Below are 24,225 nucleotides of genomic sequence, written 5' to 3'. Positions count from 1 at the left end.
CGCGGCTCAGCCGCGGGTGTTGGTCGGGTGGTGCGGGGTGAGGATCAGCGTGCGCCCTTCCACGCGCCAGCCCTTGAGGCGGGATAGGAAATTCATGCCGAGCACGTCGGTGTCGCCGAAGCCCGGCGACACCACCACCGCGAGATCGCGCGCGACGATGTCGCCGAGGCGGAGCGTGCCGACCCGCGCGGTGTTCGCGGCGATCGTGCCGTTGGCGGTGCGCAGCACGACGGGTAGCACGCCGCGCTCGACGTCGAGCCCGGCCGCCGCCGCGGTGGTCGGGGATAGCGCGGTGACGGTGGCGCCGCTGTCGATCAGCATGCGGCGCGCGACGCCGTCCACGTTCGCGCGCGCCCAGAAATGCCCGTCGGACGCCATCGGCACGCGCACCTCGCGGCCCGCCACGACCTGCTCGTCGAGCCCGAGGCGCCGCGCGATCGGATCCAGTACCGGATCATAAGCCGCCTGCCGCCGCGCGACGGTGAACAGCAGCAGCACGAGCGCGGTGGAGAAGGCGAGCGACAGTAGCGTGCGGACGAGCGGTACCCGCCGCGCGACTGCGAGCACCACGAACACCACCACCGCCGCGGCGAGCAGCGGGGCGTGATTGGCGAGATCGAGGTGGCGCCAGGCGTCGTTCATGGGACGGCCGCCGTGTAGCAGGGCTAGGCTTTCGCGTCGCTGACCCGCTCGGCGGGTTTGATGGACGGCTCGTTCCGTCCGCGTCGCGACGGGGTGCCGGGCCACGGCTCGCGAGATCGGCCAGCCAAAGACGTCGCGGGTTGCGGCTCTGTTCCTTGACACCCCACCTGCCCCTTCATAGCACCCGCGTCGGGATGGACAGGGCCAGCGCGGCCCGAGCGGGAGCCGGCCGATGGACCTCAACGGAATCGCGGCGATCGTGACGGGCGGTGCCTCGGGCCTCGGCCACGCCACGGCGGCGATGCTGGCGGGTGCGGGCGCGAAGGTCGCGATCTTCGACCTCAACGAGGAGGCCGGGAAGGCCGTCGCGAAGGAGCTGGACGGTGCCTTCCTCAAGGTCAACGTGGCCGACGACGAGAGCGTCGCGACCGCGCTGGAACAAGCCGAGCAGCGGCACGGCCCGGCGCGCGTGCTGGTCAACTGCGCGGGCGTCGCTCCGGCAATCCGCATCGTCAACAAGGAGGGCGCCGCCCACTCGCTCGACGCCTATCGCAAGGCGGTCGAGGTCAACCTCGTCGGCACATTCAACACGCTGTCGAAGTTCGCGGCGCGGCTGATCGCGGCGAGGATCGAAGGCGAGGAGGCGGGCGTGATCGTCAACACCGCCTCGGTCGCCGCATTTGACGGCCAGGTGGGGCAGGCGGCCTACGCGTCGTCTAAGGGTGGCGTAGCCGGCCTGACATTGCCCGCCGCGCGCGATCTCGCGCAGCATCGCATCCGCGTGATGACGATCGCGCCGGGCATCTTCCTCACGCCGATGATGAAGGGCCTGCCGCAGGCGGCGCAGGACTCGCTGGCGACGCAGGTGCCGCACCCTTCGCGGCTCGGCGCCCCCGAGGAGTATGCCCAGCTCGTCCAGTCGATCATCGCCAACCCGATGCTCAACGGCGAGACGATCCGGCTCGACGGTGCGATCCGCATGGCGCCACGCTGAGCGTGGCCGAAGGCATCTTCCCTCACGCCGCCGTCGTGCGGTCGGTACGGTTGCACGGGCCGTGGGGGATGGCTCCAGACGCTCACCTGACACCGGCTTCGCGCGCGCGCAGGCCGGCCTTGCCCGCACGCGCGGCGGCCGCGAAGGCAAGGGCGGCTTCACGGAGGTCGCCCCGTCGATCCGCGCCACGCTGCTGAACGCCTTCCGAGGACGGGATCGTCGGTTGCGTGACGCAGGGCGGCGTTCGCCGGCCGCCACCTCTTGCTCGCCTCCAGGCTGCCCGACAGTGCGCCGGCATCCCCATCGACCGCAGGGCAGCTCCCCCGCGGCAGGCGCCGCACGAGACCTCGGTCGAAGCGATCCGGGATCGTCATGGGGTGCCCGGGTTCATTCAGTTCCGGGGCGCGTGGGCGGTCGCGAACGGATAGGGCGTGAGCCGCGAGAAGATGAACGGCTGCGCGCTCGACCGTCGTCGCAGGGCGGCGGCATTATCGTCGCCGTTGGCAGCCAGGCGATCGACGACGCCCGGCGCTCGTCGCCGGCGAGACGACGGTGAAGCGCTTTGGTTTGGCGCCGCTAGCGCGCGTCGAGGAGCCGACGGTCAACGCCTGCGAGCCCGTCAGGGCGCGGGGTGGCCGCTACGTGATGCTCGTCGGGGGATCCGGCCTTCCGTGCGCGAGATGGCGCGCCTCGATCGCCGGTGAGGCGGGCTCAGCCGGCGGGATAGGCGATCGCCGTCACCTCCCAATCCTTTGCGCCGCCGGGCAGCTCGACGCGGCGCACGTCGCCCGGTGCCGCACCGCGCAGCGCGCGTGCCAGCGGCGATTTCCACGAGATGCGGCCCGCGCGCGCGTCCGCTTCGTCCTCTCCGACCAGCGTGACGGTGCGTTCTTCGTCCTCCTCGTCGGCGATCGTCACCGTCGCGCCGAAGAACACGCGCCCGCGATCGGGCTGGCGGGCGGGATCGACGACTTGCGCCTGCTTCATCCGCCGCGACAGGCGATCGAGCGTGCGATCGATTTCGCGCAGCCGCTTGCGACCGTAGATATAATCCCCGTTCTCGGAGCGATCGCCATTGCCGGCCGCCCAGGAGATCGTCTCGACGAGCTTGGGCCGCTCCTGCTCGAACAGGCGGCTATATTCCGCGCGCATCGCCGCGAAGCCGGCGGGCGTGATGAGGTTCGTCCTCTCCAACGCGCGTCAGCCCCCCGGCATCAACCGGGCACGCGCTTGCCGAGGTAATAGGTCAGTCGGTTGGCGTTGGACTGGCCGACCCGCGCCGGGTTGAACGTATCGTAGACGACGGTGTTGGCGAGCACGTTCTGCACGTAGCCCCGCGTCTCCGAATAGGGGATCCGCTCCACCCAGTCGACGATGTCGATCGCGCCGGTGCGCGGATCGCCGTTCTGCGACAGCCAGCGGCGCACGTTGCCCGGCCCCGCATTGTAGGCGGCGATGGCGAGGGGATAGCTGCCGCCGAACGCATCCATCATCCGCCCGAAATAGTTGGTGCCGAGCGTGGCGTTGTAGCCGGGGTCGGTGGTCAGCCGCATGAAGTCGTAGGGCAAGCCGAGCTGCCCCGCCTGTTCGCGCGCGGTGCCGGGCATGAGTTGCATCATGCCGCGCGCGCCGGCGCCGGATACCGCCTGCCGATCGAACTGGCTCTCCTGCCGCATGATGCCGTGGATGAAGCTCCACGAGTTGGCGATGTCCTGCGGCACGGGCACGGTGGGGAAGCCCGAGCGGACATAGTCGCTCGCGCTCTCGGGCTTGGCGGCGCGCTCGGCCATGACGCCCAGGTCCGGGCGGGCGAGCTCCTGCGCCAGTTCGGCGGCGAGCACGTGGTCGGCATCGGAGGTCTCGCTCTGCGCGGCGATCGCGCGGAGGAAAAGCGACTGGTCCTTCCAGTCGCCGAGCTGGCCCAGGATGCGCGCCGCGCGCACGAGGTCGCTGGCATCGAAGGCGGCGCGGTCCGCCGAGGATACCAGCGACGTGTCGGCGACTGCGGGCGCGGGCACCGGGCGGCCGATCCGCTCCAGCGCGAGCTGGCCGTAATATTGATCGGGGAAGGCGGCGGCGTTGGCGAAGTAATCGTTGGCGCCGCCCGCATCGCCGGAGGCCAGCGCGGCGCGGCCCGCCCAGTAATAGCCCTTGGCGCGCGCCTGCGGGCTGCGCGCGGCGTCGGCGTAGCCCCGGAACATCGCCACCGCGTCGGCCGGGCGGCGAAGTTGCTGGAGCGCGGTGGTGCCGGCCAGCCAGGCTAGGCTCGTGTAATCGTCGCGCTGGTCGTAGGGCAGCGCGCGCAGATCGGTCCCCGCAGGGTAGGTGGCGGCGAGCTGGCTCGCGATCCCCCAGGCGAGCGGCCACTGATGGTCCGCCGCCGCCGATCGGGCGAAGGTGAGCCGCACGTCCAGCCAGCGCGCCGGATCGAAGGGCGCCGCGTCGAGGCGAAGCGGCTGCGCCAGTTCGTAGCGGGCGACGGGCTCCTGCGCCGTCTCGCGCAGCCACTGCGCGCGATCGAGGAGGTAGCCGGCGTCGCGCGTCGCAATTTCGCCCAGCGCGCCGCCACGCTGCTGCGCGTCCGCCGACTTGAGCTGGTAGGCGAGCCGCGCGGCGTAGAGCGTCTGGCGGGCGGGGCTGGCGAGCGGGAGCTGGCGTTGCGCCGCGACGAAGGCGCGCGTCCAGAGCAGCCGCTCCATCCGCGTATCCTGATCGGCTTGGGTCAACGACGTGCCCCAGCGCGCGGTGAGCCGCGCCTCGTCGAGCGTGGTAAGCCCGGCGAGCGTCCAGGCGGTGCGCGCGGCCTGTTGCGCCTCGGTCGCCCGGCCTCGCGCCGCGAGCGCCTCGGCGTAGCGCAGGCTGGCGACGCCGGTCTGCGCGGGCAAGCGCGTGAAATAGCCGATCACCATGTCAGGCGGTGTCACGTCGGGCTGGATCGATGCCTCGGCGGCCTTGCGGATGCGCGCCTCGCCCGGCCAGCCCGGGTGCGCGACGAGGAAGTTCGCGTAATCCTGGAAGAGCAGCCCGTCCGACTGCTGGAGCCGGCGCCACGCCACCAGCGCCTCCGCCACCGGATCGCTCTGTACGCCTGTGCTCCCGGCATAGGGGCTGGCATAACCGTAGCCGGTGCCCGACGTCGCCGACGGCATCGCCGCCGAGAGGCCGAGCTGCTGGCGATACCAGCCGACCTGCGCCGGCGTGAGGCTGGCGCCTGCGGCGGCGGCGAGCGCGAAGCCCGGCAGCGCGATCAGCAGGCGGCGATCGGCGACCCGGCGGAGCATGCTGGACAGACGCGCCGCCGGCTTCCTATCTGCCAGCCAACGCGACACCCATCCGTCCATCGCGTACATATGCCCGAACGGACGCGACGCGGGCAAGGAGCAAGGCATGTTTTCGGGCTCGATCCCCGCATTGGTGACGCCGTTCCGCGACGGGCGCCTCGACGAGGCGACGTTCCGCGACTTTGTCGATTGGCAGGTGGCGGAGGGCTCCTCCGCGCTGGTGCCGTGCGGCACCACCGGCGAATCGGCGACGCTCGACCATGACGAGCATCACCGCGTCGTATCGTTGTGCATCGAGGCCGCCGCCGGCCGCGTGCCGGTGATCGCGGGCGTCGGCTCCAACGACACGCGCGTCGCCATCGCCAATATGAAGCGCGCGCAGGCGGCGGGCGCCGCCGCCGCGCTGGCGGTGATGCCCTATTACAACCGGCCGTCGCAGGCCGGGATGCTGGCCCACTTCCGGGCGCTGGCCGACGCGTGCGACCTGCCGATCGTGCTCTACAACGTGCCCGGCCGTACCGTCACCGACATGAGCGTCGAAACGATGGCTGCTCTGGCGGCGCTTCCCACCATCGTCGGCGTCAAGGACGCGACCGGACATCTCGGCCGCGTCGCGGCGCAGCGGCTGGCGTGCGGGCCGGATTTCGTTCAGTTGTCGGGCAATGACGAGACCGCGCTCGGCTTCAACGCGATGGGAGGAGTCGGCTGCATCTCCGTCACCGCCAACGCCGCGCCGCGCCTGTGCGCCGATCTTCAGACGGCTTGCGAGGAAGGGCGTTGGGCGGACGCGCTGGCGTTGCAGGACCGCTTGACCCCGCTTCACTCCGCGATGTTCGCCGACGCCTCGCCGGGGCCGGTCAAGTACGCGCTCTCCCGCGTGCGTGACTTCCCGATCGAGCTGCGCCTGCCGATGACGCCGCCATCCGATACCGCGCGGGCGGCGGTGGACGCCGCGCTCGCCCATGCCGGGCTCGCCTGATGGCCCGCCCCCGTCCGCTAGAGTTCGAGAAGAAGAAGGTCGTCGCCGAGAACCGGCGCGCGCGCTTCGAGTATTTCCTGGAGGACTTCTTCGAGGCGGGTATCGCGCTCACCGGCACCGAGGTGAAGTCGCTGCGCTTCGGCGAGGGGTCGATCGCCGAGAGCTACGCCGAGTTGCGCGGCGACGAGGTCAACCTCGTCAACGCCAATATTCCCGAATTCAGCCACGGCAACCGCCACAATCACGAGCCCAAGCGCCCGCGCCGCCTGCTCCTCCACGCGCGTCAGATCGACAAGCTGAGGAACGGCGTCAGCCGCGAAGGCATGACGCTGATCCCGCTGTCGATCTACTTCAACGGACGTGGGCGCGCGAAGGTCGAGCTGGCGCTCGCCAAGGGCAAGAAGCTCCACGACAAGCGAGAGACGATCAAGGAGCGCGACTGGAAGCGCGACCAGGCGAGGCTGCTGCGCGATCGTGGCTGAGGGCGGCGTCATCGCGCGCCGTGCCCGCGCCGTGGACGGCATGGTGGCGGCGGGTATCGCGATGCTCGGCATCCTGTCCTTGCTCGTCGTGGCGCGGATCGCGGATGATTGGCGGTTCACGGCCGGGCTCGGCGCGGGCTTCACGATCCTGGCCGGCGCGGCGCTCGCCGCCAGCCGGTGGGGCGTGCGCCGGCACGACGATCGCACGCTCGACCGCGCGCTCGCCCGCGCGGCGCTCGACGCCACGGGCGATCCCGCCGCGCTGACGGCGCGCGACGGCGCGATCGTCGCCGCCAACGCCGCCTGGCTCGCGCGCTTCGGCGCTGCGCTGCCCGAGGGTGGCGAGGCGGCGGCGCTCGCGGCGCGGCGTGATGGAACGGCGACGCTCACGCTCGCCAGCGGCGCGGTGCTCGCCGCCTGCGTCGGCGGGTGCGAGGACCATCTTCTCTGGCGCGTCCGCGAAACGGGCGGTGATGCCGTCGTCGAAGCGGGCCGCGCGATCGACGCGCTGGGCGCGCGCTTCGGTGAATCGGGCGTGATGCTGCTGCTGGTCGACGCCACCGGCCGCATCCTCGCCGCCAACCGCGTCTTCGCGGCGCGCGCGACCGGCCGCGACGGCGATGTCGTCGGGCAGGACTTCGCGGCATTGCTCACCCAGGACGAGGCCGGCGCGCTCCGCTTCGGGCGCGAAGCGACGGAGGAGGGCGGGCAGGACGACCTGCGGCTGCGCCTGCTCCACGTGCCCGTCGCGGGCGACGACGTCGCGGGCGCGGCGATGGTCCTGCTGTTCGACGAGCCGGTGGGCGACGGCGCGAGCGACGCCCACCCCTCCGACGTCCACGATCTGCTCCATATGCTGCCGCTCGGCCTCGCGCTGGTCGATCGCGACGGGCGCTTCCTGTTCGTCAACGACGCCTTCGCCCGGATTGCGCAGGTGGGGCCGAGCGAGCGGCCGGTCTATCCCGGCGACCTCGTCGTCAAGGAGGACAAGGGCGCGGTCGCCGACGCGGTGCGTCGCTTCGCCGCCGCGCGTCCGCCCGCCGGGCCCGCCGGGCAGGCGCCGATCCTGTCGGGCGACGTCGCGGTGCGCCTCGCGCGCCGGCCCGAGGAGCCGGTGTCGCTGACGGTCGCCTCGGTGCGCGGCATGGGGCCGGCGACGGTGCTCCTCAGCCTCAAGGATTCGAGCGAGGAGATCCGGCTCAAGCGGCAGGTGAACCAGGCCAACAAGATGCAGGCGGTGGGGCAGCTCGCCGGCGGGATCGCGCATGACTTCAATAACATATTGACCGCGCTTATCGGCCATTGCGATCTCATGCTGATGCGCCACACGCCTGGCGACAGCGATTATGACGATATTCAGCAGATCCGCCACAACGCCAACCGGGCCGCCGGTCTCACCCGCCAGCTCCTCGCCTTCTCGCGCCAGCAGACGTTGCGCCCGCAGGTCGTGCAGCTTCCCGATATCGTGTCGGAGGTGTCCAACCTGCTGAAGCGTCTGCTCGGTGACGCGACGCGGCTGGAGATCAATCACGGTCGTGCGCTGGGACCGGTGCGTGCCGATCCGGGCCAACTCGAACAGGTGATCGTCAACCTGGCGGTGAACGCGCGCGACGCCATGCCCGGCGGCGGCACCATCACCATCCGCACATTCGGGGTCGCCGCCGCTGAGGTGCGCCACCTCGGCTCCGACATCCTGCCGGCGGGCGACTATACCGCGATCGCCGTCAGCGACACCGGCACGGGCATCGCGCCCGCCGACCTGCCCAAGATCTTCGAGCCCTTCTTCACCACCAAGGAGGTGGGCAAGGGCACGGGCCTCGGCCTCTCCACCGTCTACGGCATCGTCAAGCAGTCGGGCGGCTTCATCTTCGCCGACTCCGAGCTCGGCCGGGGCACCAGCTTCGTGATCTACCTGCCTGTATTCCACGGCGAAACCGCCATCGAAACGGCCGAGCGGCCGAAGCCCGCGCCGGCTTTGTGGGGATCGGGCCGCATCCTCCTCGTCGAGGACGAGGACATGGTGCGATCGGTCGCCGAGCGCGCCCTGTCGCGACAGGGCTATCAGGTGTCGACCGCCAGCAACGGCGAGGAGGCGCTGGAGCTGCTCGCGCAGGTGGAGCGCGAGGGCGAGGGGTTCGACCTGCTGGTTTCCGACGTGATGATGCCGCTGATGGACGGTCCGACGATGGTCGCGGAGGCGCGCCGGCGCTTCCCGACGCTGCCCGTGCTGTTCATGTCGGGCTATGCGGAGGAGCAGCTTCGCCGCTCGATCGACCTGCCCGACGTGGCCTTCCTCGCCAAGCCATTCTCGGTGCAGCAGCTCGCCGAGGCGGCGCGCGACGCGCTTGCCGCCGCCGGACCCGCGCCGGAGGCTTGAGCCCGGGCAGGCATTGGACGAGCTGCCGATTGTGACGGGCCCGCACCGCTGCTAGCGATCGGCGATGACGAACCGCCGCCTGCCGATCCTGCTCGCCTCCGCCCTGGCGCTCGCCGCCGCCGCGCCGCCCGCCAAGCCCGTCTACGGCACCTGGGGCGTCGACTACGCCACCATGGATCGTTCGGTGAAGCCCGGGAACGACTTCTGGCGCTACGCCGAGGGCACATGGCTCAAGACCAAGCAGATCCCCGCCGATAAGGCGCGCGCCGGGTATAATTACGAGCTGCCCGACGAGGCGGAGAAGCAGGTCCGCGCGATCGTCGACGACGCGGCCGCGCACCCCACCACGCCGGTCGCGCGCCAGATCGCCGATTATTATGCCGCGTGGATGGACGAGCCCGGTATCGAGGCGCGCGGGCTGAAGCCGCTCCAGCCCTATCTCGATCGCATCGCCGCCGTCCGCACGCGCGACGAGCTGGTGTCGCTGATGGCGCAGCCCGGATATCCCTCGCCGATCGGCATCGGTCCGATGCCGGATCCCAAGCAGCCGACGCGCTACACGGTGGGCGCGGACCAGGCCGATCTCGGCCTGCCGACGCGGGACTACTATCTGCTCGCCGGGCCCAAGTACGACGCCTTCCGCAAGGCGTATCGAGATTATCTGGTTCGTATCCAAACGCTCGCGCACCTGCCCGATCCGGCGGCCAACGCGGACCGGATCGTCGCGCTTGAGACGGCGCTCGCCAAGGACCAATGGACGCCCGAGAGGCGGCGCGACCCGCAGGCGACCTACAATCCCATGGACCGCGCGCAGCTCGCCAAGCTCGCGCCGCAGTTCGACTGGACCCCCGTGCTCCAGGAGGTCGGGCTGGGCGCCATGCCCACCGTGATCGTCGGCGAGCCGAGCGCGATCGCGTCCGCCGGCCGGCAGATCGAGAGCGTGCCGCTGGAGACGTGGAAGACGTGGATGGCGGTGCGCTTCGTCAGCGATCACGCCACCTTCCTGCCCAAGGCGTTCGACGACGCGCATTTCCAGTTCTACAGCCACACGCTGAACGACGTGCCGACCCAGCGCGAGCGGTGGAAGCGCGGCATGCGCTTGCTCGATCGCAACCTAGGCGAGGCGGTCGGCCAGCTCTACGTCCAGCGCCACTGGTCCGACGCGACGCAGCGCGAGGTCAACGAGCTTGTCGAGGATCTGCGCACCGCCTACGGGCAGAAGATCCGCGCCGCGAGCTGGATGGACGAGCCGACGCGCAAGGAGGCGCTGGCCAAGCTCGCCGCCTTCGATCCCCGCGTCGGGCACCCGCCCAAATATATCGACTATTCGAGCATGACGGTGAGCCGCGTCGATCCGCTCGCCAACGATCTGAGCGCGGACGACTTCCGCTGGAAGCTCGGCCTATCGCGGCTCGGCAGGCCGGTGGATCGCACGCTGTGGTTCATGAACCCGCAGACGGTGAACGCCTACTACGATCCCGTGCAGAACCAGGTGACCTTCCCGGCCGCTCAGCTCCAGCCGCCCTTCTTCGACGCCGCCGCCGATCCGGCGGTCAACTACGGCGAGACCGGCGCCACCATCGGCCACGAGATGGGCCATGGCTTCGACGACGAGGGTCGCCAGTTCGACGCCAAGGGCATGCTGCGTGACTGGTGGACGCCGGCTACCGCCAAGAGATATACCGCGCACGCGCAGATGCTCGCCAAGCAGTTCGACGCCTACGAGCCGGTGCCCGGCGTCCACATCAAGGGCCAGCTCACGCTCGGCGAGAACCTGGCCGACCTGGGCGGGATGGAGGTGGCGTACTCCGCCTACCGACTGTACGTGCAGCGCCACGGCGAGCCACGAGTGATCGACGGCTTCACCGGCGACCAGCGCTTCTTCCTCGCCTACGCGCAGAGCTGGCAGGGCAAGGCGCGCGAGGGAGCGCTACGCCAGCAGCTTCTCGCCGATCCGCACAGCCCGGAGGAGTATCGGGTGAACGGCATCGTCCGCAACCTGGACCCTTGGTACGCCGCCTTCGCGGTCAAACCCGGCGACGCGCTCTACCTCTTGCCGGCGCAGCGCGTTCGCGTCTGGTAAGGCCTTGGACAGGCCTGTCTCGCCGTCACGGGTCTGGCTCGAGACATCGCTGCCTTGCGACGCGGCCTCGGTGGACCCGGCTCAAGGGCCGGGCAGTTGGCACGACCGTTCTAACCGCGTCCGCCGCGATACTGGGCGGCCGCGCGCGCGAAATCGGGCGAGGCGAAGCTGGTTTCGAACCGCTCTCTGCTGCCCCACCGACCGAGCATCGTCGCCTTGAGCGAGCAGAGGCTCGACGACGCGTTGGCGGCGATCCGATCAATGAGGTCGCGACCCAGATCCTCGCCTTCGTCGACGAGCTCGACCAAGCCCAGCCGCTCCGCCGCGCGACCGTCATAATGTTCGCACCCGTAGATCATCCGCGCGGCGTGGCCGGGGCCGACCAGCCGCACCAGCGCCTCGACATCGGTCTGCGGATAGGAGAGGCCGAAGCGTGCCGGCGTCACCGCGAAGTCCGCGTCCGGCCGCGCGACGCGGATGTCGCACGCAGTCGCCAGCGCCACCCCGACGCCGTAGCAGCCGCCCGAGATGAGCGCGACCGTCGGCTTGTTGGTCCGCCGGATCCAGCCGAACGCGCTGTCCATCGAGCCCGCGAACTTGCGTCGCATGCGCCCGTCCTCGGCCAGCGCGTGAAGCTCGACCATGTCGGCGCCTGCGCAGAAGCTCGCTGGATCGGCGGACGTGATGGTGATGAGGCTCGCCTTGCTGGTGTTGGCGGCGCGTACGCATTTCTCGAGCTCGTTCCAGCCGGCGACAGGGACCGCGTTGCGTCGGGTGCCACGATCGATGACGATGCGGGCCTCGCGATCCTGGACGACGAACTCGAACATGACATCCTCCGGCCCGCGAGAGCTTGAGCTCCCGTCAGGTCTCGAGAGGTTACGCGCGCCCAAGCGCGTGTCAACGCCGCCGCTCGGCGGAGATGCGTGCGATGCATCGTCCCAGCACGGGCGCCGCCGGTCCCTTCGCATGGCGCCGGACGAACGGCGTGGCCGCCGTCGCAAGCGCGATGCCGGAGTTCACCGCGCGAGCGGTCGCGCGCTCGTGGGCTCCGGCACCGCCTCCCAGCCGCCACCCAGCGCCTTGTAGAGCTGCACCAGCGAGGTCTCGATGCGGGCGTTGGCCTGCACGACCGCGTTCTCCGATGCGTAGAGCGCGCTTTGCGCCTGCACGACGTCGAGATAATCGGTGGCGCCTTGCCCGAAGCGATCCTGCGCGAGCTTGAGCGTGCGCTGGTTGGCGCGGTTCGTCGCGTCCGCGTCGGCGCGCGCGCGCTGCGCCTGCGCGTAGGCGGTGAGCGCGTTGTCGACGTCGTGCAGCGCGGCGAGTACCGCCTTCCTGTAGGCGATCGCCGCCTCGCGCTGCTCCGAACGGCGGAGTTGGAGATTGCCGGTCAGCCGGCCACCCTGGAAGATCGGCAGGCTGAGCGTCGGCCCGACCATGAACATCCGCGACATCCAGTCGAACAGCGTGCCGGCGTGCAGGCTGTCGAAGCCGGCTACGCCGGACAGCGACACGCGCGGGAAGAAATCGGCGACGGCGACGCCCGTGTCGGCGGTGGCGGCGTGAAGCCGCGCCTCCGCCTCGCGGATATCAGGGCGGCGGCGGACGAGGTCGCTCGGCAGGCCGACGGGCACGACGGGCGGCACCAGCGGCTGCACGCCGGGCCGCGCCGCCAGTTCCGCCTCTAGCGTGCGCGGCTGCTGGGCGAGCAGGAGCGCCAGCGCGTTGGCGAGCCGCGCCTGCTGCGTGACGATGCCCGGCAGATCCTGGCTGATCTGCGAGAGCTGCGCGTCCGCCTGCGCCACCTCCAAGTCGCTCGCGGCACCTTCCCGGAAGCGATCGCGTACCAGCCGGCTGCGCGCCTGGCTGGCGGCGACGTCGCGGCGCAGCACCTGCTCCTGCGCTTGTGCAAGGCGGAGCTGCATGTAGGTCTGCGCCAGCTCGGCAATGGCGGAGAGTGCAAGCGCCCGTCGATCTTCGATCGCCGCCTGCGTGTCAGCCTGCGCCGCCTCCACCTGGCGGCGGACGCGGCCGAACAGGTCCAGCTCCCAGCTCGCCTGCGCCTGGACCATATACTGGCTATATTCCAGCGGCGCGCCGGGCGCGGGCTCGACCAGCGAGACGAAGCCGTTTTCGCTGGGCCGCTGGCGCGTGTAGTTCGCGCGGCCCGAGATGTTGGGCAGTCCTTGCGCGCCGACGATGCGGCGCTCTGCGCGCGCCTGCTCGATGCGCTCGGCGGCGGACTGCAGATCGAGATTCTGCGCGGCCAGGCGGTCGACCAGCGAGGCGAGTTCGGGATCGCGGAAGCTCGTCCACCATCGCGCGTCCACGTTGCCGCCATAGGTGCGGCTGGCGACGTCCTGCGGCTGCCCGGCGAAGCTCGCGGGCGCGTCGGCGCGGGGCTTCTCGAAATTCGGACCGACGGTGCATCCGCCGAGCGCGAGCAGCGCCGCGAGCGCGCGTCTCACGGGTGCGTGCCCGGCGGCGGGGCCGGCGCTCGCGCGTCGGGCGCCGTCACGCGGCCCCGCGAGCCACCCTGCGCCGCGACGACGTCGTGGAGCCCGGTGTCCACCCACGTCTCCACCGACATGCCGACGCGCAACAGGCGGGCGAGCGGCTGGTTGGGCGCGACCACGATCTTGACCGGCAGGCGCTGGACGATCTTGGTGAAGTTGCCCGTCGCATTGTTGGGCGGGATCGGCGAGTAGGCCGCGCCTGACGACGGCGGCAGGCTTTGCACGAAGCCGTTCAGCCAGATGTCGTAGGCGTCGACGTGGATGCGCACCGGCTGGCCCGGCCGCACGTGGCGCAGCGCCAGCTCGCGATAATTGGCGGCGATGTAGACATCGTGGAGCGGCACCAGCACCATCAGCGCAGCGCCCGGCGCGGCATAGTTGCCGACTTGCACGCTCCTCTGGTCCACCGTGCCGTCGATCGGCGCGGTGATCCGCGTGTAGCCGAGATTGAGCCGAGCCTGCCGGATCGAGGCGTCATCGCCGTCGAGGCGTGCGCGCGCTGACGCCTGATCGGCGCGCAGCGCGTCGAGCTGACGGCGCGCGGCGACGAGATTGGCCTGCGCCTGCTCGCGCCCCGCCTCGTCCTGGCGGAGCTGCGCGACCGCCTGCTGGCGCTGCTGCACCGATCCCGCGCCCGTCTCCGACAGGTTGGTGTAGCGCGCCGCGTTGGCGTGGGAGAGCGCCAGCGCGGCGTCGGACGCCGCGACCTGCGCGCGCGCCTGCCGGATCAGCGCGGGCTGGCGACCCACCTGCGCCGCCGCCTGCTCCACCTGCGCCAGATCCTGCGCGCGCGTCGCCAGCGCCTGATCGAGTTGCGCGCGGAAGGTGGCGGGATCGATCTCGGCGAGGAGCTGGCCGCGGCGTACCGTCTGATTGTCCTCGACGAGCACGCGCGCGATCTGGCCTGCGACGCGCGGCGCCACCATCGCATAGTGCGCGGTGACGTAGGCGTCGTCGGTCTTCACGCGTGAACGCGGCCAGAAAATCAGCAGCAGTACGACGACGATGAAGAGGAAGACGATGGCGCCGCCGACGAACCACGGCCAGCGCGCCTTGGCGGGATGATCCCTGTCCTTGTCCTGCTCGTCGCGCTCGTCCTCGCGGTCGCCCTGCTTCTCGTCGTCGGCCATGCGGCGGCCCTTTCAGTGCTGCTTCAGCGCGATGCGCGGCGGATAGGTGCGCACCGGCAAGGTCGCCAGGACAATCAGCATGAGGATGGCGAGCAGGCCGAGGATCGCGAAGGTGTCGATCGTAGTCAGCGTCGTGACCTCCGCCTGGATCGCGCGCTGGAGCACCGTCAGCGCGCCGGGCACGCTCGGCTGGCCTTGCGGCGTCAGCGCGGGCAGCGTCGCGCCAGGGACGGGCGCCGCCTGCACCGCCTCCAGCCGCCGATCCCCGAGCACGTCGAGGATGCGATCCCGGTGCAGGCCGCCGCGCCAGCGCTGGATGAGTTGCAGCGCCCAGACGCCGATCCCCTCCGCGACCGCGCGCGGCGTGTTGACCATGCCGCTCGCGAACGGTCCCTCCTCGGGCTTCACCGCGTTGGTCGCCATCATCAGCAGCGGCATCACCACGAACGCGAAGCCCACCGACTGAACGAGCTGGGTCGCGTAGAACTGCTCGCGCGACCAGTCGCTCACCGCGAATATGTTTACCGCGCAGGCCGCGACGATGCATAGGTAGCCGGCCGCGCTGACCCATCTCGAGTCCACGTGGCGGTGGTTGAGCAACACGGCCGTCAAGGGCAGCAGAACGAGCTGCGAGGCGGCGACTTCCAGCGTCAGCACATGCGCCTGCAAGGGCCGGAAGCCGCGCACCTGCTCCAGGAAGGAGAGCGGCACCTGGCTCGCCGACAGCGCGATCACCAGGAACAGGATCAGCGCGATGGCGGCGTAGGCGAAGTTGCGGCGTTTCAAGAGCGAGAGCTTGAACAACGGCTGCGGCGCGGTCAGCTCGCGCCAAACGAGCGCGGGCAGCGCCAGCGCCGACACCAGCGTCAGCACCGCGATGGTGTGCGAGTTGAACCAATCGAGGCGGTCACCCTGCTCCAGCACGACCGACAGGCTGCCGAAGCCGACCATCACCAGCAGCATCCCCGGCCAGTCGAAGCGATCCAGCAGCTCGTATTTGGGCTCGTCCTGATCCATCCCCCACCACACCAGCAACGCGGCCAGCGTGCAGAAGGGCAGGGCCTGCCAGAAGACGAAGCGCCAGTCGTCGAGCCCGTCTGTCCACAGCGCCGCCAGCGTCGTGGAAAGCTGCGGCGCGAAGGTGGCCGACAGCGCGTAGGCGGCGAGGCCGTAGAGGCGAATCTCGGGGCCGAGCACGCGCAGCGCCGTCGTCATCAGCAGCGGAATGGTGAGCCCCGCCGCCAGCCCCTGCCACACGCGCAGGCCCAGCAGCATCTCGGCGTTGACCGAGAAGGGCATCAGCAGGCTGGGCACCAGCGACATGAGGATCGCGAACAGCGCGAAACGCCGCAGCGAGAAGGCGACGCCGAGCTGCGGCGCCACCGACATGCCCACCACCTCGCCCGTGACGTACAGCGTCGGCAGCCACGTCGCCTGGTCTCGCGACAGGCCGAGCCCGCCCATGACGTCGGCGAGCGCGATCGAGACGACGCCGTCGTTGAAGCCGACCGTCATCGTCGCGACCAGAATGCCGAACAGTCCGACGAGCGGCCTCACCCGCATCGCGGCGACCATGGGCAAGTGGCGGTCATGCGCGCGCCGCTACGACGCCGCGATGCGCCGCTCAAGCCACATAGGTTAGGCGGTGATCGCGTGCCGCCGACGGATCCAGTCGGCGACGGCGGCGGGGGCGGTCAGCGGGATCATGTGGCCGCCGTCGATCAGCGTCAGCTCCGCGCCCGGCACGGCGGCGACGGTGCGCTCGCCGTGCAGCGCGGGCGACAGGATGCGGTCGCCGCGCCCGAACAGGATGCCGAGCGGCACCGCGAGATCGGGGTAGCGCGCCGCCATGCCGACAAGCTCGCCGGTGCCGACACACACTTCCGAGGAGGCGGCGTAGAAGGCGGACGGCCGCACCGCTAGCGTGCCGCCGCCGCGCGTGCCGTAATCCTCGGGCACCGCGTCGGGCGAGAAGATGACGCGACGCGCCTTGCCCTGTCCAATCGTTCCCAGCGGGACGGCTAACATGTGCGCAATCAGCCGGCGCTTCAGTGCGGAGGGATGGTGGAAGGGGCGGAACACGCGCGGCACGCCCGCGATCGCTTGCGTCAGCGGCGCGATCAGCGCCAGCCCGCGCAGCAGATCGGGGCGATCGAGCGCCAGCGAGAGCGACAGCGCGCCACCTAGCGAATGCCCGACGAGCAGCGGCCGATCGAGCCCCAGCGCCTCGACGAAATGCCCGATCAGCGCGCCCTGCCCGCGCAGCGTGCGCGTGGCGGCCGGCGGTAGCGGCGAGTAGCCCGATCCCGGTCGATCGAGCGCAATGACGCGGAACTCCGCTGCCAGCAGCTCGGTCAGCGCGTAGGTGAAGTTGCGGAGTTGGCCGGCGAGGCCGTGAACCATGACGATCGCCGGCCCCCGACCCGCCTCGACATAGTGAAGCCTCGCCTCGTCCACCTCGACGAAGCCGCCGTCCCGCGGCACCAGCCGCTCGGCGCGAAGCGCGGCGAGGCTGGAGTAGAGTGCGAGACCACCCGCGACGCTCGCGCCCGTGGCGGCAAGCAGGCCGGCGGCGTTCCGCGGCGTCACGCCATCGCCCGGCCGAGCAGCCACCAGTAGCGCACGGGCATCAGCCGCTCGATGGTGGCGGCGAATTTGGCGTCGTTGCCGACGAGCACGCGGGCCGCGCGGCGTTCGATGGCCTTGACGATGATCTCGCCGGCCGGCCCCGGCGGCATCTTCAGCGCGCGGTCGAAGCGAGCCTGCAACCTCTTCTTCTGCTCCTCGCCGACGCTTCGAGCTACCCGCGCGGCTTTGGAGATGTTGGTGGCGACGCCCCCGGGATGCACCACCGTCACGCCGACGTTGGACCTCGCATAGAGAAGCTCGTTTCTCAGCGCCTCCGAGAAGCCGCGCACCGCGAACTTGGCGGCGGAGTAGGCGGTCTGCCCCGGCGGCGCGATCAAGCCGAACAGGCTGGAGAGGTTGACGAGTTGCGCTTCCGGCCGCGCCTTGAGGTGCGGCAGGAAGGCGCGCGTCATCTGCACGACGCCATCGAAGTTGATCGACATCAGCCAGTCGAAATCGGCCTCGCTGGCCTGCTCGAACAGCCCGCCCAGCGCCACGCCGGCATTGTTGACGACGATATCGACGTGCCCGTGCGCCGCCGTTACCTCGGCGGGGAAGGCTGCGACCGCCGCACGATCGGCGACGTCGAGCCGGTGGCGCGTCACCCGGACGCCGTTGCCGACGTGGCGCGCGGTCTCCTCCAGACCCGCCTCGTTGAGGTCGGCGAGGGCGAGATGGCAGCCGCGCTTCGCCAGCGAGATCGAGACGGCGCGGCCGATGCCGCTGGCGGCGCCCGTCACCACCGCCACCTTGCCGCCAAGTGCGAACGCCTTGCTCATGCCGCCTGCCTCTCGCGCCGCCGGCTGAAGCGCAGCACGCCGTCGCGCATCCGGCTCGTGCGGAAGGCGAGGAGGTCGCGCGCGTAGTTCTGGTGGACGCGCCACGGCGCCCGCTTGCCCTGCCGGGGCAGCGTCGCGGCGGCCCGCCGGACATAGCCCGAGTTGAGATCGATCATCGGATCGAGGCCTCGCGGCTCGTCGCCGGCGTCCGGAACCACAGAGTCGATCCGCCGCCGCGCCATGTGGTTGAGCAGCCGGCTGACGAAGCGCGCCGTCAGGTCGCACTTCAGCGTCCAGGACGCATTGGTGTAGCCCACCGCGAAGGCGAAGTTGGGCACGCCCTCCAGCATCGCGCCCTTGTAGAGCATCCGCGTCGCGGGCTCGACCGCCTCGCCGTCCACCGACAGCGTGGCCCCGCCCATCATCTGCATCCTCAACCCGGTCGCGGTGACGACGATGTCGGCGGGCAGCGCCTTGCCCGAGGCGAGCAGGAGGCCGTCCGCCGCGAAGCGCTCGATCGTGTCGGTCTCGATTGTCGCGGTGCCGGCCTTCAACGCGCGGAACAGGTCGCCGTCGGGCACGAGGCACAGCCGCTGGTCCCACGGCTGGTAGCTGGGCGTCAGGTGCGCCATGTCGAAGGCGGGGCCAAGGAACTTGCGCTGGCCGCCCGACACCATCGCCTTGAACTTCCCCGGCCGCCGCCGCGCAAGTTCGTAGAAGAAGGTGCTCAAGCCCACGCTCTTCCAGAAGATCGCCTTGTCGGCGAGCCACATGGGCAACCGCTCGCGCCAGCGGATCGCGCGCTTGTCGCGACTAGGCACCGAGACGATGTAAGTCGGCGATCGCTGGAGCATCGTGACCGACTTCGTACGGTTGGCGGCGAGCGCCGGCACCAGCGTCACCGCCGTCGCGCCCGATCCGATCACCACCACGCGCTTGCCCGCTACGTCGAGGTCGTCGGGCCAGAACTGCGGGTGGACGATCGTGCCGGCGAACGCCTCCTGGCCGGGCCAGGTCGGCGCGTAGCCGCCGGCATGATCGTAATAACCCGAGCATAGGAACAGGAAGCCGCAGGTGACGCGGGAGGGCGCGGCGTCGGCCTCATAGTCGATCGTCCAGCGCGCCTCCGCGCTCGACCAGTCCGCCGCGATCACGCGATGGTTGAGCCTGATCCTGGTGTCGATGCCATGTTCGCGCGCGGTGTCGCGGATATAGTCGCGGATGTCGCCGCCCTCCACGATGGAACGCTCGCCGCGCCACGGGCGGAAGGGGAAGCCCAGCGTCGTCATGTCCGAGTCCGAGCGGATGCCGGGATAGCGGAACAGGTCCCACGTGCCGCCGATCGCGTCGCGCGCTTCGAACAGCGCGAAGCTGCGGTCGGGGCTGCCGGTCTGCAGACGGTAGGCGGCGTCTACGCCGGAGAGGCCGGCGCCGACGATCAGCACGTCCAAGTGCTCCGTGGGGGGGAGATCGGATGCGGGGGAACGGGATTGCAGCATGGCTTTCTGTCGAATATGACAAGCCGCATTGTCAACAAGGAAGTGGCATGGCGGAGACGATCTCGAAACGCCGGTATGGCGGCGTCGACCCAGTCGAGCGCCGCTCGGCGCGCCGCGATCGGCTGATCGAGGCGGCGATCGGCCTGTACGGGCGGCAGGGCTATCGCAACACAGGAGTGCGGGCGGTATGCCAGGAGGCGGGGCTCACCGAGCGCTATTTCTACGAGAGCTTCGTCAACTCCGAGGCGCTGCTCGCCGCCGCGTATGACGCCGTGGTGGCGCGGCTGCTCGACGCGCTACGCGAGGCTGGGGGCGATGACGCGCCGCCCGTCACCCTCCGCGCGGCGCGGATGCTGGAGAGTTACTTCTCGACGATCCGTGCCCAGCGCGCGCGTGTTCCTGATCGAGATCACCGGCGTCTCGACGAGAGCTTCGTCAACTCCGAGGCGCTGCCGCTCGCCGCCGCGTATGACGCCGTGGCCTGGCGCGAGCTGCTCGACGCCGTGGCTACGTCACGGAGGCATGAACGCGCACGCCGCCGTCCCCGCCATCGCCGGCCTGCGCGATCGTCCTGGCGACGCCGTCGTCGAACGCCGCGACTGGCGGCGCGCTGACGGCCCTCCGCCGCCTGCTCGCCGACAATGCACCACGCAGGTGTTCGAGAGTTACTTCTCGACGAATTATATACTTGACGCAACAGGTGCTAGATGTTGGAAGAGCCAGGACAGGCCGGCGTTGATATTACTGAGGATGATTGAGGCAGGAGCTAGGGCTGTCCTGCGTCACGCTGGAGGACATCTGGAAGGTCGAAGATCGAGCCGGATAGCAGAGGCGGTACTGCGCGCATCCGCCTTCGCCAATCTTCCAGATCCATCGAGAAGAAAGGCTGTCTGTCCTACTTGGCGAACCAATCTATCCGTATCCTGTGGGTCGGTAGCGTGACGAGTATCGTACTCGACCCGGAGCGGCGATCGAGACTGCGGACGCTTTGCACGAGCGCGACGATCTAGGCGGGTCAGGGAGCCGTCCGAGAACTCCCAATAGTCGTGAATGAGCCGGTTGCGTGAGGGCGCTAGCTCAAGAGCGATCCGCTTTAGGAGGGCGTCAACAACGGCTATCCACGATGCGAGGCGCGCGCGCTGGGCGTCGGCCGTTGAGGCGATGCCGTAGCCGAGCCGCTAAAGTCAGGATATCGTTCAACTGGCGATCAATCGTCGCCCATGCTACGCAGAGCCTTCCCAGCGCCAAACAGTGAGCGTCGAAGATGGACGTGTCCGACACTGACGATCTCCCCCGCGCCGAGATCGAAGCACGGATGGTGCGGGGGCTCAAGCGGGCGCTGCGGCCCGATCGGGAAGCTCGCCGGCCGGCACCACGCGAGGACGCGCAGCCGGCGAGTAGGTAGCTACTTCGTCCAGGTCTCGGGATCGCAGCCCTGCGGCAGGCCGTCGTCATAGTGCGAGAGGATCATCTGCCTAGCGCAGCCGCGTGCGGCGGGCTTGTACGGCTCCGGATCAGGAGTGACGGGCGGCACCGGGCAGCCGGCCCCCTTCAGCACGTTCAGGTCGATGTTGACCTTCGAGAGCGTGTTCGCCTGTTTGGTCTGTGCCGTCGTCTGCGCGCTGGAGCGTTCCGAAGCATCCGCCATCGCGTCGCTGAAAGCCATGTAGCGGCTGGCCCGATCGACATCGGCCTTATACTGGCTCTGTAGGCCAGCGCATTGCCCGCCAGCGTGAGCGGTGTGGCGAGACGGTGTCTTCGCTGTGATTGGAATCGAGATCGACGCGGCGAGGATCGCCGCGAGGTAGACGTTGCGCATGAGCTATCCCCCGTGCTCAACCCGGCCGGAGCCGGGTGGTTGAACACGTGCGAGCACGGGTGCAGCACGCCCCACGTATTCGCCGTGAGGCTATTTTATTCCGCGGGCCGCCCGACAGAGCGGACCCGTGCTCGGCACGCGATGGTGCGCCGCTAAGGCTGTTCAGACCCGAGCGGCGGTGTTTGGATACGGCAGGAGCGTTTGGCTGTCGACGGGGTTGGTGCCACGGCCTTGCGCTCGGCGGGCGGACGGGACACGTAGGATGGCGATGAGACTCCACGCATGACCATCTTCACAGTGATTGATCTCGGAGGCAGCCCTTCACCGCCGCCCCTCGACGCGACCCTGGCCGCGGTGTTCCCGGGCCAGCACTACAAACTCGCGTTCAACGCTTGGTTGGTTGCTGCTGCGGCGACGGCGACCGACGTTTCTAACCGTCTCGGCCTTACCCAAGAGGGAGGCCGAATCGGGGTCGTGACCGAAGTCGGTGGATACTTTGGCCGCGCGAACCCGGAAATCTGGACGTGGATCAAGACCAATTGGGAAGGGCGTGCCCTTGCCTAGGTCGCCTCGCGATCCCGTATCTCCGCAGGGCGACGATTTCGCCGCCACGCAGCCGCGCGATCTTCACCCAGTCGCGGATATTCGCCTGGTTATTCAGGAGGTATCGAAGCTGTCCACTCTCGTGGAAAGGCTGGTAAAGGATGTCGGAGCGCTGGACGATCAGGTCGACAAGCTCCGGCATCGCGACATATCTGAAAGCGTGCTTCGCCGCTGCCGCACTCGCGCTTGCGGTTCTCGAACACGGCTCTGGCTACACAAGTAGCCGTCATCGCGCTTCCAGCGCTCGACGAACTCGATCGTCAGGCTATGCTGCGATGTCAGTCCGCCGATAGGTAAGGCGTTTCCCGCGCGCGCCGCGCATGGCGATGTCAGTGCGCACGTCGTCGGGCACCTTGCGCGTGTTGTAGCCGCTCGGCGCAGTTCGTCGCTCATGTGGTGATAGGTGCCGATCACCCCGCGCTTGAAGATCGAGAAGAAGTTCTCGAGTGCTTGAACGGCCCGAGGGCGACATACTCGCCGATCGAGTGGTTCACGCCGTGGCCGGCGAATTCGCGGCCCATGCGAGTGTAGACGGGGCGTCCGTCATCAGCTGGCGCGGTCGATCTTGGCGACGACGAGCGGGCGGACCTTTTCCGCTGTGACGGGCGACGTGGCGGCTCGCGACGCGGCCGTCGCGCTCGACAAGTGCGCACGGGCTTCTTCGCCGCCGGCTTGCGGTAGGCGCGGTTCTTAGCCTTGCCACCTACATAGGTCTCGTCGACCTCTACCACCGCTTCCGCCGCCCAGCGGGCCATCATCGATGTCCATCGCCTCGCGGATGCGCGCCATGAACCAGGCCGACTTGTAGGTGATGCCGAGCGAGCGCCTGCCCTTCTTCGCCGGCCATGAGGCGAAACGCCATCAACCACTTGTTGAGCGGGATCTTGGAGTCCTCGAAGATCGTCCCGACCGTGACGGTGAAGGGCTTGCGGCAGGCGTTGCAGTTGATGACGCCGGGGCGGGTGCTCTTGCCCGATGCGCGCTTCAGCCGCTCCGTCTCGCCACAGCGCGGGCACACCGGACCATTCGGCCAGTGCAGCGCCTCGAGGTGCTCGCGAGCTGCGTTGGCGTCGCTGTAGATCGGGTTGGTGAGCTCGAACATGCGGGTGATCCCTCCTTGCAGAGATCACTACCCCTAGAGCCTGTTACGTCAAGTATATAATTGCCATCGCCGGGCCGACCGGCGCCCGGCTCGCCTATGAGCACGTCGAGCTGGAGGCGCGGCTGATGGATGACGCCTGGCTCGACGGCTTCGCGGACGGAACGGTCGGCGCCGCCTACCGCGCATTCGTGCGTGGCGAGCGGCTGTCGGCGGGGGGTCTGGCGCAGGTCAGCAAGGCCGGGCTTCGCGCCGATCAGCATGACCAGCCCGACCCCGTCGCCTGGTATGGCCGGCGCATGCGGGACATTCATGATCTGTGGCACGTCCTCACCGGCTACGGCCGTGATCCGCTCGGCGAGGCGAGCCTCGTCGCCTTCTCCTACAGCCAAACGCGCGGGCTCGGCTGGCTGGCGATCGCGCTCGGCGTGCTGGTCAAGGGTGGGGTCGCGCATGGCGTGAGAGGTGTCCGCCGTGCGGTGATCGAGGGCTTTCGCCATGGTCGCGTTGCAGCCTGGCTGCCGGGGCTCGACTATGAGAAGCTCATGGCGCTGCCGCTCGACCTCGCGCGTGCCGAGCTGGGGATCCGGCCGCCTACGCGCTATCAGGCGGTCGTCGCGCGCGCGTTGCTCCCGTGTTCGAGCCCGGTGAGCAGTACCCTCTCGATCAGTGGCGCTCGGTGCGGGTCCGCCGTCGCACGCGTCTCATGAGGCGAGTGACGAAGCGGCCGCTAGACCTGTTCGGCCTGCCCTTCTGCTCGCCCGCCAACATGATGAAGCTGGCGAGTGGTGCGCGAGGCCAGAGCCGTGCCCGGCGCGTTGACGACCGGAATGGACCTGAACGATACTCGGCAGGAAGAGGCCTTCCGCGACGAAGCGGGTGCCTTCCGCGCGAGAAGGTGCCGCGCGGATCGCGGTCAGGGTGAAGGCGGCAGGCGTTTCACCGGGGCTGATCGAGAGGAACGGCATCATCCTCAACGATCGCCGCTGACTGGCCGCCGGTCCGGACCGGGTTGGACGGCAGCGCCCACATCTCGGACGTCGACAGCGTTGCCGCCGGGGCTTTGCGGATTATCCTGTTCGACGTGGTCATGCTCGGCATGGTGCTGAGGAAGCACGGTCCCCATTAGCAGCGCTGCGCCTACCTGCCGGCACCGCCAACGATAGCAACGGACGGCGCTGGGCTAACCGGAGCCGGGCGCCGGCTCCGGACTCGCCGCGCGCCTCCGCCTGAAGATGCGGATCAAGTTCCAGCGTGCGGGCTGTCGCGGAACTGTCATGTCCCTCTGCAAGCCTTCGTCGGGGCAGCAGG

20 protein-coding genes are annotated in these 24,225 nt (G+C 69.8%); 8 read left to right on the top strand and 12 right to left on the bottom strand.

The features are described 5' to 3' along the window. Positions 1-6 precede the first annotated feature (6 nt). Positions 7-642: a retropepsin-like aspartic protease family protein gene (locus ACOFKX_RS12965; protein ID WP_419827500.1), complete on the bottom strand. Its 636-nt coding sequence runs from the start codon at positions 640-642 to the stop codon at positions 7-9. Positions 643-874: 232 nt separating this feature from the next. On the opposite strand from ACOFKX_RS12965, the gene ACOFKX_RS12960 reads away from it, so the two are divergent. Then, complete coding sequence (locus ACOFKX_RS12960) at positions 875-1,636, top strand: SDR family NAD(P)-dependent oxidoreductase (RefSeq protein WP_419827499.1); 762 nt, start codon at positions 875-877, stop codon at positions 1,634-1,636. Positions 1,637-2,347: 711 nt separating this feature from the next. On the opposite strand, the gene greB is transcribed toward ACOFKX_RS12960, so the two are convergent. Both greB and ACOFKX_RS12950 read right to left on the bottom strand, forming a co-directional pair. Beyond that, positions 2,348-2,830, bottom strand: a complete 483-nt coding sequence (greB, locus tag ACOFKX_RS12955) for a transcription elongation factor GreB (RefSeq protein WP_419827498.1) — start codon at positions 2,828-2,830, stop codon at positions 2,348-2,350. A 20-nt stretch (positions 2,831-2,850) separates the two neighbouring features. Beyond that, positions 2,851-4,917: a transglycosylase SLT domain-containing protein gene (locus ACOFKX_RS12950; RefSeq protein WP_419827497.1), complete on the bottom strand. Its 2,067-nt coding sequence runs from the start codon at positions 4,915-4,917 to the stop codon at positions 2,851-2,853. Positions 4,918-5,023: 106 nt separating this feature from the next. Between ACOFKX_RS12950 and dapA the strand changes: the two genes are divergently transcribed. The 4 genes from dapA to ACOFKX_RS12930 all read left to right on the top strand — a co-directional run bounded on the left by dapA (position 5,024) and on the right by ACOFKX_RS12930 (position 10,838). Then, complete coding sequence (gene dapA / locus ACOFKX_RS12945; RefSeq protein ID WP_419827496.1) at positions 5,024-5,896, top strand: 4-hydroxy-tetrahydrodipicolinate synthase; 873 nt, start codon at positions 5,024-5,026, stop codon at positions 5,894-5,896. Next, positions 5,896-6,378: an SsrA-binding protein SmpB gene (smpB, locus tag ACOFKX_RS12940; RefSeq protein ID WP_419827495.1), complete on the top strand. Its 483-nt coding sequence runs from the start codon at positions 5,896-5,898 to the stop codon at positions 6,376-6,378. The genes dapA and smpB overlap by 1 nt, the downstream gene beginning before the upstream one ends. Positions 6,379-6,418: 40 nt before the next feature. Beyond that, positions 6,419-8,755 (top strand): ATP-binding protein, encoded by a 2,337-nt coding sequence (locus ACOFKX_RS12935; protein ID WP_419828266.1) that lies wholly within the window; start codon positions 6,419-6,421, stop codon positions 8,753-8,755. Between the two features lie 64 nt (positions 8,756-8,819). Then, a complete protein-coding gene (locus ACOFKX_RS12930) occupies positions 8,820-10,838 on the top strand; it encodes a M13 family metallopeptidase (protein ID WP_419827494.1) in 2,019 nt (672 codons plus the stop codon). 110 nt (positions 10,839-10,948) lie between these two features. Here the strand turns inward: ACOFKX_RS12930 and ACOFKX_RS12925 are convergent, their stop codons facing one another. The 7 genes from ACOFKX_RS12925 to ACOFKX_RS12895 all read right to left on the bottom strand — a co-directional run bounded on the left by ACOFKX_RS12925 (position 10,949) and on the right by ACOFKX_RS12895 (position 19,339). Continuing rightward, entirely contained in the window at positions 10,949-11,668 is a 720-nt protein-coding gene (locus ACOFKX_RS12925; RefSeq protein ID WP_419827493.1) for an enoyl-CoA hydratase/isomerase family protein, read from the bottom strand. A 189-nt stretch (positions 11,669-11,857) separates the two neighbouring features. Beyond that, a complete protein-coding gene (locus ACOFKX_RS12920) occupies positions 11,858-13,309 on the bottom strand; it encodes an efflux transporter outer membrane subunit (RefSeq protein ID WP_419827492.1) in 1,452 nt (483 codons plus the stop codon). Further along, complete coding sequence (locus ACOFKX_RS12915) at positions 13,306-14,487, bottom strand: HlyD family secretion protein (protein WP_419827491.1); 1,182 nt, start codon at positions 14,485-14,487, stop codon at positions 13,306-13,308. Before ACOFKX_RS12915 ends, ACOFKX_RS12920 begins: the two co-directional genes overlap by 4 nt. A 12-nt stretch (positions 14,488-14,499) precedes the next feature. Continuing rightward, positions 14,500-16,062 (bottom strand): MFS transporter, encoded by a 1,563-nt coding sequence (locus ACOFKX_RS12910; protein ID WP_419828265.1) that lies wholly within the window; start codon positions 16,060-16,062, stop codon positions 14,500-14,502. Positions 16,063-16,125: 63 nt separating this feature from the next. Beyond that, a complete protein-coding gene (locus ACOFKX_RS12905; protein WP_419827490.1) occupies positions 16,126-17,076 on the bottom strand; it encodes an alpha/beta fold hydrolase in 951 nt (316 codons plus the stop codon). Continuing rightward, complete coding sequence (locus ACOFKX_RS12900) at positions 17,073-17,894, bottom strand: SDR family NAD(P)-dependent oxidoreductase (RefSeq protein ID WP_419827489.1); 822 nt, start codon at positions 17,892-17,894, stop codon at positions 17,073-17,075. Before ACOFKX_RS12900 ends, ACOFKX_RS12905 begins: the two co-directional genes overlap by 4 nt. Further along, positions 17,891-19,339, bottom strand: a complete 1,449-nt coding sequence (locus ACOFKX_RS12895) for a flavin-containing monooxygenase (RefSeq protein WP_419827488.1) — start codon at positions 19,337-19,339, stop codon at positions 17,891-17,893. Before ACOFKX_RS12895 ends, ACOFKX_RS12900 begins: the two co-directional genes overlap by 4 nt. A 101-nt stretch (positions 19,340-19,440) precedes the next feature. Here ACOFKX_RS12895 and ACOFKX_RS12890 point away from each other — a divergent pair, with 101 nt between their 5' ends. Continuing rightward, a complete protein-coding gene (locus ACOFKX_RS12890; RefSeq protein ID WP_419827487.1) occupies positions 19,441-20,007 on the top strand; it encodes a TetR/AcrR family transcriptional regulator in 567 nt (188 codons plus the stop codon). Positions 20,008-20,798: 791 nt separating this feature from the next. Here the strand turns inward: ACOFKX_RS12890 and ACOFKX_RS12885 are convergent. Then, positions 20,799-21,212, bottom strand: coding sequence for a hypothetical protein (locus tag ACOFKX_RS12885; protein WP_419827486.1), 414 nt, complete (start codon positions 21,210-21,212; stop codon positions 20,799-20,801). 282 nt (positions 21,213-21,494) lie between these two features. Here ACOFKX_RS12885 and ACOFKX_RS12880 point away from each other — a divergent pair, with 282 nt between their 5' ends. Then, positions 21,495-21,776, top strand: a complete 282-nt coding sequence (locus ACOFKX_RS12880) for a hypothetical protein (RefSeq protein ID WP_419827485.1) — start codon at positions 21,495-21,497, stop codon at positions 21,774-21,776. 793 nt (positions 21,777-22,569) lie between these two features. Here the strand turns inward: ACOFKX_RS12880 and ACOFKX_RS12875 are convergent. Continuing rightward, a complete protein-coding gene (locus tag ACOFKX_RS12875) occupies positions 22,570-22,917 on the bottom strand; it encodes a transposase (protein ID WP_419827484.1) in 348 nt (115 codons plus the stop codon). 23 nt (positions 22,918-22,940) lie between these two features. Here ACOFKX_RS12875 and ACOFKX_RS12870 point away from each other — a divergent pair, with 23 nt between their 5' ends. Next, positions 22,941-23,624: a Coq4 family protein gene (locus ACOFKX_RS12870; RefSeq protein WP_419828264.1), complete on the top strand. Its 684-nt coding sequence runs from the start codon at positions 22,941-22,943 to the stop codon at positions 23,622-23,624. The last annotated feature ends 601 nt before the right edge of the window (positions 23,625-24,225 follow it).

It is taken from the genome of Sphingomonas sp. (genome assembly GCF_965200105.1).
Taxonomy (GTDB): domain Bacteria; phylum Pseudomonadota; class Alphaproteobacteria; order Sphingomonadales; family Sphingomonadaceae; genus Solisphingomonas.
This window is presented reverse-complemented; position numbering and strand designations above follow the sequence as displayed.

Excerpts from the sequence above, each read along its gene's own strand:
- ACOFKX_RS12880 (WP_419827485.1), top strand. The coding sequence starts at position 21,495 with ATGACCATCTTCACAGTGATTGATCTCGGAGGCAGCCCTTCACCGCCG.
- ACOFKX_RS12965 (WP_419827500.1), bottom strand. The coding sequence starts at position 642 with ATGAACGACGCCTGGCGCCACCTCGATCTCGCCAATCACGCCCCGCTG.
- ACOFKX_RS12935 (WP_419828266.1), top strand. The coding sequence starts at position 6,419 with ATGGTGGCGGCGGGTATCGCGATGCTCGGCATCCTGTCCTTGCTCGTC.
- smpB (WP_419827495.1), top strand. The coding sequence starts at position 5,896 with ATGGCCCGCCCCCGTCCGCTAGAGTTCGAGAAGAAGAAGGTCGTCGCC.
- ACOFKX_RS12960 (WP_419827499.1), top strand. The coding sequence starts at position 875 with ATGGACCTCAACGGAATCGCGGCGATCGTGACGGGCGGTGCCTCGGGC.
- ACOFKX_RS12950 (WP_419827497.1), bottom strand. The coding sequence starts at position 4,917 with ATGCTCCGCCGGGTCGCCGATCGCCGCCTGCTGATCGCGCTGCCGGGC.
- ACOFKX_RS12925 (WP_419827493.1), bottom strand. The coding sequence starts at position 11,668 with ATGTTCGAGTTCGTCGTCCAGGATCGCGAGGCCCGCATCGTCATCGAT.
- ACOFKX_RS12875 (WP_419827484.1), bottom strand. The coding sequence starts at position 22,917 with ATGTTCGAGCTCACCAACCCGATCTACAGCGACGCCAACGCAGCTCGC.
- ACOFKX_RS12930 (WP_419827494.1), top strand. The coding sequence starts at position 8,820 with ATGACGAACCGCCGCCTGCCGATCCTGCTCGCCTCCGCCCTGGCGCTC.
- ACOFKX_RS12900 (WP_419827489.1), bottom strand. The coding sequence starts at position 17,894 with ATGAGCAAGGCGTTCGCACTTGGCGGCAAGGTGGCGGTGGTGACGGGC.
- dapA (WP_419827496.1), top strand. The coding sequence starts at position 5,024 with ATGTTTTCGGGCTCGATCCCCGCATTGGTGACGCCGTTCCGCGACGGG.
- ACOFKX_RS12890 (WP_419827487.1), top strand. The coding sequence starts at position 19,441 with ATGGCGGAGACGATCTCGAAACGCCGGTATGGCGGCGTCGACCCAGTC.
- ACOFKX_RS12915 (WP_419827491.1), bottom strand. The coding sequence starts at position 14,487 with ATGGCCGACGACGAGAAGCAGGGCGACCGCGAGGACGAGCGCGACGAG.
- ACOFKX_RS12910 (WP_419828265.1), bottom strand. The coding sequence starts at position 16,062 with ATGGTCGCCGCGATGCGGGTGAGGCCGCTCGTCGGACTGTTCGGCATT.
- ACOFKX_RS12885 (WP_419827486.1), bottom strand. The coding sequence starts at position 21,212 with ATGCGCAACGTCTACCTCGCGGCGATCCTCGCCGCGTCGATCTCGATT.